The 6,605-nt window shown below is 60.8% G+C and carries 5 protein-coding genes; 3 read left to right on the forward strand and 2 right to left on the reverse strand.

The window, feature by feature from the left end:
* Window positions 1-181: 181 nt before the first annotated feature.
* Both amaA and amaB read right to left on the reverse strand, forming a co-directional pair.
* On the reverse strand, window positions 182-1,465 hold the full coding sequence (amaA, locus tag AC07V4_RS03445; RefSeq protein WP_431750888.1) for an L-pipecolate oxidase: 1,284 nt from the start codon (window positions 1,463-1,465) through the stop codon (window positions 182-184).
* Window positions 1,466-1,619: 154 nt separating this feature from the next.
* Window positions 1,620-3,110, reverse strand: coding sequence for an L-piperidine-6-carboxylate dehydrogenase (amaB, locus tag AC07V4_RS03450; protein ID WP_431752232.1), 1,491 nt, complete (start codon window positions 3,108-3,110; stop codon window positions 1,620-1,622).
* Between the two features lie 154 nt (window positions 3,111-3,264).
* Here amaB and AC07V4_RS03455 point away from each other — a divergent pair, with 154 nt between their 5' ends.
* The 3 genes from AC07V4_RS03455 to nadE all read left to right on the forward strand — a co-directional run bounded on the left by AC07V4_RS03455 (window position 3,265) and on the right by nadE (window position 6,407).
* The gene (locus AC07V4_RS03455; RefSeq protein ID WP_492637285.1) at window positions 3,265-4,155 is read left to right on the forward strand and encodes a LysR family transcriptional regulator; all 891 of its coding nucleotides are present in this window, start codon (window positions 3,265-3,267) and stop codon (window positions 4,153-4,155) included.
* A 206-nt stretch (window positions 4,156-4,361) separates the two neighbouring features.
* A complete protein-coding gene (gene pncB, locus AC07V4_RS03460; RefSeq protein WP_065900159.1) occupies window positions 4,362-5,576 on the forward strand; it encodes a nicotinate phosphoribosyltransferase in 1,215 nt (404 codons plus the stop codon).
* Between the two features lie 3 nt (window positions 5,577-5,579).
* The gene (nadE, locus tag AC07V4_RS03465; protein WP_492637286.1) at window positions 5,580-6,407 is read left to right on the forward strand and encodes an NAD(+) synthase; all 828 of its coding nucleotides are present in this window, start codon (window positions 5,580-5,582) and stop codon (window positions 6,405-6,407) included.
* The last annotated feature ends 198 nt before the right edge of the window (window positions 6,408-6,605 follow it).

Here is a 6,605-nt window from a genome sequence, read left to right on the forward strand (position 1 = left end):
CCAAAAAAGTACAACCCTGGCAGGTCGCACCTGCAACCAGATAGATAAACGACAGTTCCTACAGCTGTAACAAACGGCGTAACGGAACTGCACATTTACAGTGCGTGATTGCTACGACTTGCACCAATACAGATTAATAGCCTGCTAAGAAAATGCAGGCTTCTGAGCGGTATTTCGCTGATCAGATCACGATCCTCAGGCATTGCCCGGCGTGATACAGCGAGAAGCCAGCTTCGTAGAGGCAACTGCGCAGCCCCACTCCGGCCAACGGCTGCATCGGTGCGAAGGGAATCGGCAGCGCCTGGGGATTCTGGTGACACAAGTAGTCGGCGAACGCCTTGCCGACCACGCTGCCCGTGGTCACGCCACGCCCGTTATAGCCGGTGACCGCCACCAGCCCGGGAGCGGGCTCGAACAGGCGCATCAAGTGGTCGGGGGTGAAGGCGATGCAGCCGGTCCAGGTGCATTCCCACTGCACCGATTTGAGGTACGGGAAGTAATGCTGCTGCACCCGATCGGCCCACGCCTTGAGGAACCACGTTGGTTTCTGGTTGCCGTTGCCCAGGCTGCCGAGCAACAAACGACCGTCGGCATCGCGGCGAATGCTGCTCAGTACCTGGCGGGTATCCCAGGAGCCTTGGCCACCTGGCAGAATTCGCTTGGCAGCCTCGTCCGTCAACGGGGCCGAGGCGACTTGGTAGTAGTAACCGGGGAAGAAATTGCGTCGAAGCTCGGTCCACTCGCCCTCGGTATAGGCGTTGGAGGCGATCACCACTTGTGCGGCCTGTACCGAACCCTGGGCGGTCTGTACCGACCAGTACGAACCTTGTCGCTCAAGCTGGGTGACCGGCGAGTGGTCAAATAACTGCCCACCCAGCCCAACCGCGGCATTCGCCAACCCCGTGGTGTAGGCCATCGGGTTCAAGGTGCCGGCACGCCGGTCCAGCAGCGCGGCGGCGATCTTTTGGGTGCCCGTGGCTTGCTCGCACGCCTGCCCGGTGAGCAACTCAACGGGTGCGCCACGGCGTTTCCATTGTGCTTCGCGACTGCGCAAATCCGCCTCGCCACGGGCGTTGTGCGCCATGTGCAACGTACCTTCGCGGCGCAATTGACAATCGATGTTGTACTTGTCGATCAGGCTGAACACCAGGGACGGCGCCGCGCCCAACATGCGGTTGAGCTGGCTGCCTACCGCCTCGCCAAAACCGGCTTCGATCTCGTCCGGGGGAATCCACATGCCGGCGTTGACCAGCCCGACGTTGCGCCCAGAACCGCCGTGGCCGGTGCGATGAGCCTCCAACACGGCAACGCTTTTGCCCTGCTCCAGCAAATGAATGGCGGCGGACAACCCGGTGATCCCGGCGCCGATCACACACACATCCACCTTGACCTCACCCTTGAGCGCAGCGCGATCGGGCCGGCCGGGGGTCAGTTGTTCCCATAAACATGCTTCGCGTAATGCCATTGCCAGACTCCGATGAGACCCAACACACCACTTTTCCGAACTGCAAACCCAATCAACTGTGGGAGCTGGCTTGCCTGCGATAGCGGTGTATCAGTCAGCACCGCTATCGCAGGCAAGCCAGCTCCCACATTGATCTCACTCCGACATTTAGAGATCAGTCGAAGGTGATGCCCTGCGCCAACGGCAACTCCAGCGAGTAGTTCACGGTATTGGTCTGGCGACGCATGTACCCGCGCCATGCATCCGAACCCGACTCACGGCCGCCGCCCGTCTCTTTCTCACCGCCAAACGCGCCGCCGATTTCCGCGCCGCTCGGGCCAATGTTGACGTTGGCGATACCGCAGTCACTGCCCACGGCCGACATGAACTGCTCGGCTTCACGCACATCGGTGGTGAAGATGCACGAGGACAAGCCTTGTGGCACGGCGTTGTTCAGGCGCAAGGCCTCGTTGAAGTCGCGGTAGCCGATCACATACAGAATCGGCGCGAAGGTCTCGGTGCACACCACGTCGCTTTGCTCCGGCATTTCCACAATCGCCGGCGATACGTAGTAGGCATGCGGGAATTTATCTTCCAGTTGGCGCTTGCCGCCGAACACCTTGCCGCCTTCGCTCAAGGCTTGCTCCAGGGCGTCCTGCATGTTCTCGAAGCCATGCTTGTCGATCAGCGGGCCGATCAGGTTGCCTTCCAGCGGGTGGCCGATACGCACCTTGGAATAGGCGGCCTTGAGGCGGGTGACGATCTCTTCCTTGACCGACTCATGGGCGATCAGGCGACGCAAGGTGGTGCAGCGTTGCCCGGCAGTGCCGACGGCGCTGAACAGGATGGCGCGTACGGCCATGTCCAGGTCGGCGCTCGGGCCGAGGATCATGGCGTTGTTGCCGCCCAGTTCGAGAATGCTGCGGGCAAAGCGCGCGGCGACTTTCGGTGCCACTTCGCGGCCCATGCGGGTACTGCCGGTGGCGCTGATCAGGGCCACGCGCGGGTCATCCACCAGCGCAGCGCCGGCGTCGCGGCCGCCGATGATCACTTGGCTGAGGTACTCGGGAGCACCGTCGAACTTCTTCAGCACGCGCTCGAACAACGCTTGGCAGGCCAGGGCAGTGAGCGGGGTCTTTTCCGACGGCTTCCAGATCACCGCGTTGCCGCACACCAGCGCCAGGGTGGTGTTCCACGCCCACACCGCCACAGGGAAGTTGAAGGCACTGATCACACCGACCACGCCCAGCGGATGCCAGGTTTCACGCATGTGGTGGCCGGGGCGCTCGGAGGCAATGGTCAAGCCGTACAACTGACGGGACAGGCCGACGGCGAAGTCGCAGATATCGATCATTTCTTGCACTTCACCCAATCCTTCCTGGGTGATCTTGCCCGCTTCCCAGGACACCAGTTCGCCCAGGTCGGCCTTGTATTCGCGCAACACATCGCCGAACTGGCGCACCAACTCGCCACGACGCGGTGCCGGTACCTTGCGCCAGGCGTCGAATGCATGCTCGGCGCGACTGACCTGCTGCTCCACCTCGGCGGCACCTTCCCAGTGCACGTTGCCGATGCGACTGCCGTCAATCGGCGAATGCACGGGTTGTTTACCCGACTGGTACAGCGCCGGGTTTACCCCGAGACGGTCAAGCAATGCGGCAACCATGGGTCACTCCTTCAATCTGCAAACAGAAAATTCGCGCCGCCACTGACGCGGCGATCCAGAGCTTATTTGTAGCTGGCCCAAGACTTGCCAACAAACGACGATTAGGCGAGATATCATTCCGTTTATTCATGCAAAGCATAAAAAGAGGCACACCGTGCTGAACAAAAGACATTTGCCCTCGATTACCGCCCTGCAGTGTTTCGAAGCCGCCACCCGTCACCTGAGCTTCACGCGCGCCGCCGAGGAGCTGAACCTCACACAAAGCGCGGTGAGCAAACAGGTGGCGCAACTGGAGGAACTGCTGCAACACCTGCTGTTCCGCCGCGTGCGCCGGCGCTTGCAGATGACCCCGGCCGGCGACCTGTACCTGGTGGAGGTGCGCAAGATCCTCACGCAGGTGGAGATGTCCACCCATTACCTGCGCTCCTACGGCGGCGAGACCGAAGTGTTGCGGGTGTCCACGCCCTACACCTTCGGCGCGCGCTGGCTGGTGCCGCGTCTCAAGGGGTGGCGGCTGCGTCACCCGCAAATCCACCTCGACCTGTGCAACGAACAGGAGCCCGATGAGCTGCTGCAGGGCAAGGCCGACATGGCCTTCTACTTCGGCCAGGGTTCACGCCCCGGCACCGAGAGTCTGAAACTGTTCAGCGAGGAGCTTGTACCTGTCTGTGCGCCGGAAAGCTTGCCCGTACAGCCACTCACTGACCCAACGCAGTTGAGCAATCTGGTCCTGCTGCAAAATGCTTCGCGGCCCCAGGGCTGGCATGACTGGTTCGCCAGCCAGGGCTACCAGACCGAGCACAGTTACCACGGGCCGCGCTTCGACACCTTCTACATGTGTATTCGGGCCGCGCAGGTCGGCTGTGGTGTGGCGTTGCTGCCGCGTTTTCTGGTGGAAGAGGAACTGGCGGAGGGCAAACTGGTGATTCCTTGGCAGCATGCAATGCCGAGCCAGGATGCCTACTATCTGGCGTATCCGGAACATGCGGCGGAGGTGCCGAAGGTAAGGGAGTTTGTGAAGTGGATGCTGGAGCAAGTTATCTAGAGTCTGAAATACCGCCATCGCAGGCAAGCCAGCTCCCACATTTGGAATGCATTTCAACTGTGGGAGCTGGCTTGTCTGCGATAAGGCCAGTGACTGCACTGAAAAAATCACTGGCAAAACCCCACAGGTCTATGCGCCACTAGCGCCATTCCTTAATTGTGCGTAAAGGCCGGCGCCCATCGCCGGCCCGTCTGGAGATTCCCGTTATGAGCGAGAGTGTGTTTGCCGATCGCATCGTGCAGAACTTGCTCGACACCGACTTCTACAAACTGACCATGATGCAGGCGGTGCTGCACAACTACCCCAACGTGGAAGTTGAATGGGAGTTTCGTTGCCGCAACAGCGAAGACCTGCGCCCGTATCTGGCGGAAATCCGCTACCAGATCGAGCGCCTCGCCGAGCTGAGCCTGAGCCCGGACCAACTGGGTTTCCTGGAGCGCATCAGCTTCATGAAGCCGGATTTTTTGCGTTTTCTCGGACTGTTCCGTTTCAACCTGCGTTACGTGCAAACCGGCATCGAGAACGGCGAGTTGTTTATCCGCCTGCGCGGGCCGTGGCTGCATGTGATCCTGTTTGAAGTGCCGATGCTGGCCATCGTCAGCGAAGTGCGTAACCGCTACCGCTACCAGACCGTGATCCTCGAACAGGCTCGCGAGCAGCTCTACCGCAAGTTCGATTGGCTGACCGCCAACGCCAGCAGCGACGAGCTGTCGGAGTTGCAAGTGGCCGACTTCGGCACCCGCCGGCGCTTCTCGTATCGGGTCCAGGAAGAAGTGGTCAGCGTGCTCAAGCACGACTTCCCCGGGCGTTTCGTCGGCACCAGCAACGTGCACCTGGCCCGCGAATTCGATATGAAGCCCCTGGGCACCATGGCCCACGAATGGATCATGGCCCACCAGCAACTTGGGCCCCGCCTGATCGACAGTCAGATCGCTGCGCTCGACTGCTGGGTCCGCGAGTACCGTGGCTTGCTGGGTATCGCCTTGACCGATTGCATCACCACCGACGCGTTCCTCGGCGACTTCGACTTGTACTTCGCGAAGCTGTTCGATGGCCTGCGCCACGACTCCGGCGATCCCGTGCAGTGGGCGGAAAAAGCCATCGCCCATTACCACAAGCTTGGCATCGAGCCGATGAGCAAGACCCTGGTGTTCTCCGACAGTCTGTCGCTGCCCAAGGCCCTGGAGATTTTTCGGGCGCTGCGCGGTCGGATCAATGTGAGCTTCGGCATCGGCACCAACCTGACCTGTGATATTCCAGGGGTTGAGCCGATGAGCATCGTGCTTAAAATGACGGCCTGCAATGGCCAGCCCGTGGCGAAAATCTCCGATGAGGCGGGCAAGACCCATTGCACCGACCCGAATTTCGTCGCCTATTTGCGTCACGTTTTCAAAGTACCTGCCCTATCCAGCAAGGAGTGAATCATGCAAGCCGTACAGCGTGAGATTGCGCAGCAGCTCAAGGTCCAAGCGCCGTTCAAAGACCAGGCCGCCCTTGAGGCCGAAGTGGCTCGCCGCGTGGCTTTTATCCAGGATTGCCTGCGTAATTCCGGGCTCAAGACGTTGGTGCTGGGCATCAGCGGCGGCGTTGACTCCCTGACCGCAGGCCTGTTGGCCCAGCGTGCGGTGAAAGAGCTGCGTGAAAACACCGGTGATGAGGCTTACCGCTTTATCGCGGTGCGCCTGCCGTACGAAACCCAGTTCGACGAAATCGATGCCACGGCCTCGGTGGACTTCATCATGCCGGACGAGCGCCACACCGTGAACATCGGCCCGGCCGTGAAATCCCTGGCCAATGAAGTGGCGGCGTTTGAAGGCAAACCAGCGGTGTCCCGGGATTTCGTGCTGGGCAACACCAAGGCGCGTATGCGCATGGTGGCGCAGTACACCATCGCTGGCGCGGCCGGTGGCCTGGTGATCGGCACCGACCACGCGGCGGAAGCGGTGATGGGTTTTTTCACCAAGTTCGGTGACGGCGCGTGCGACCTGGCGCCGTTGAGCGGCCTGGTGAAAAACCAGGTGCGGGCGATTGCTCGGTACTTTGGTGCACCCGAATCACTGGTGGAGAAGGTGCCGACGGCGGACCTGGAAGACCTGTCGCCGGGCAAGCCAGACGAAGCGTCACATGGCGTGACCTATGCCGAGATCGATGCGTTCCTGCACGGTGAAGCGGTGCGTGAGGAAGCGTTCAGGATCATCTGCGAGACCTATCGCAAGACCGAGCACAAGCGGGTCATGCCGTTCGCGCCGTGAGGTGAACCAGATAGGTATGTGTTGATTGTTAGACCGCTTTCGCAGACAAGCCAGCTCCCACAATTAACCGAGTTCCAACATGAGAATGCGATCGAGTGTGGGAGATAGATGTGTGTTGACTGTTAGACCGCTTTCGCAGGCAAGCCAGCTCCCACAGTTGACCGAGTTTCAGCATGAGAATGCGGTCGAGTGTGGGAG

It is taken from the genome of Pseudomonas sp. GW821-FHT03A09 (genome assembly GCF_059421065.1).

Coding starts and splice junctions, on each gene's coding strand:
- nadE (WP_492637286.1), top strand. CDS start 5,580: ATGCAAGCCGTACAGCGTGAGATTGCGCAGCAGCTCAAGGTCCAAGCG.
- amaB (WP_431752232.1), bottom strand. CDS start 3,110: ATGGTTGCCGCATTGCTTGACCGTCTCGGGGTAAACCCGGCGCTGTAC.
- pncB (WP_065900159.1), top strand. CDS start 4,362: ATGAGCGAGAGTGTGTTTGCCGATCGCATCGTGCAGAACTTGCTCGAC.
- amaA (WP_431750888.1), bottom strand. CDS start 1,465: ATGGCATTACGCGAAGCATGTTTATGGGAACAACTGACCCCCGGCCGG.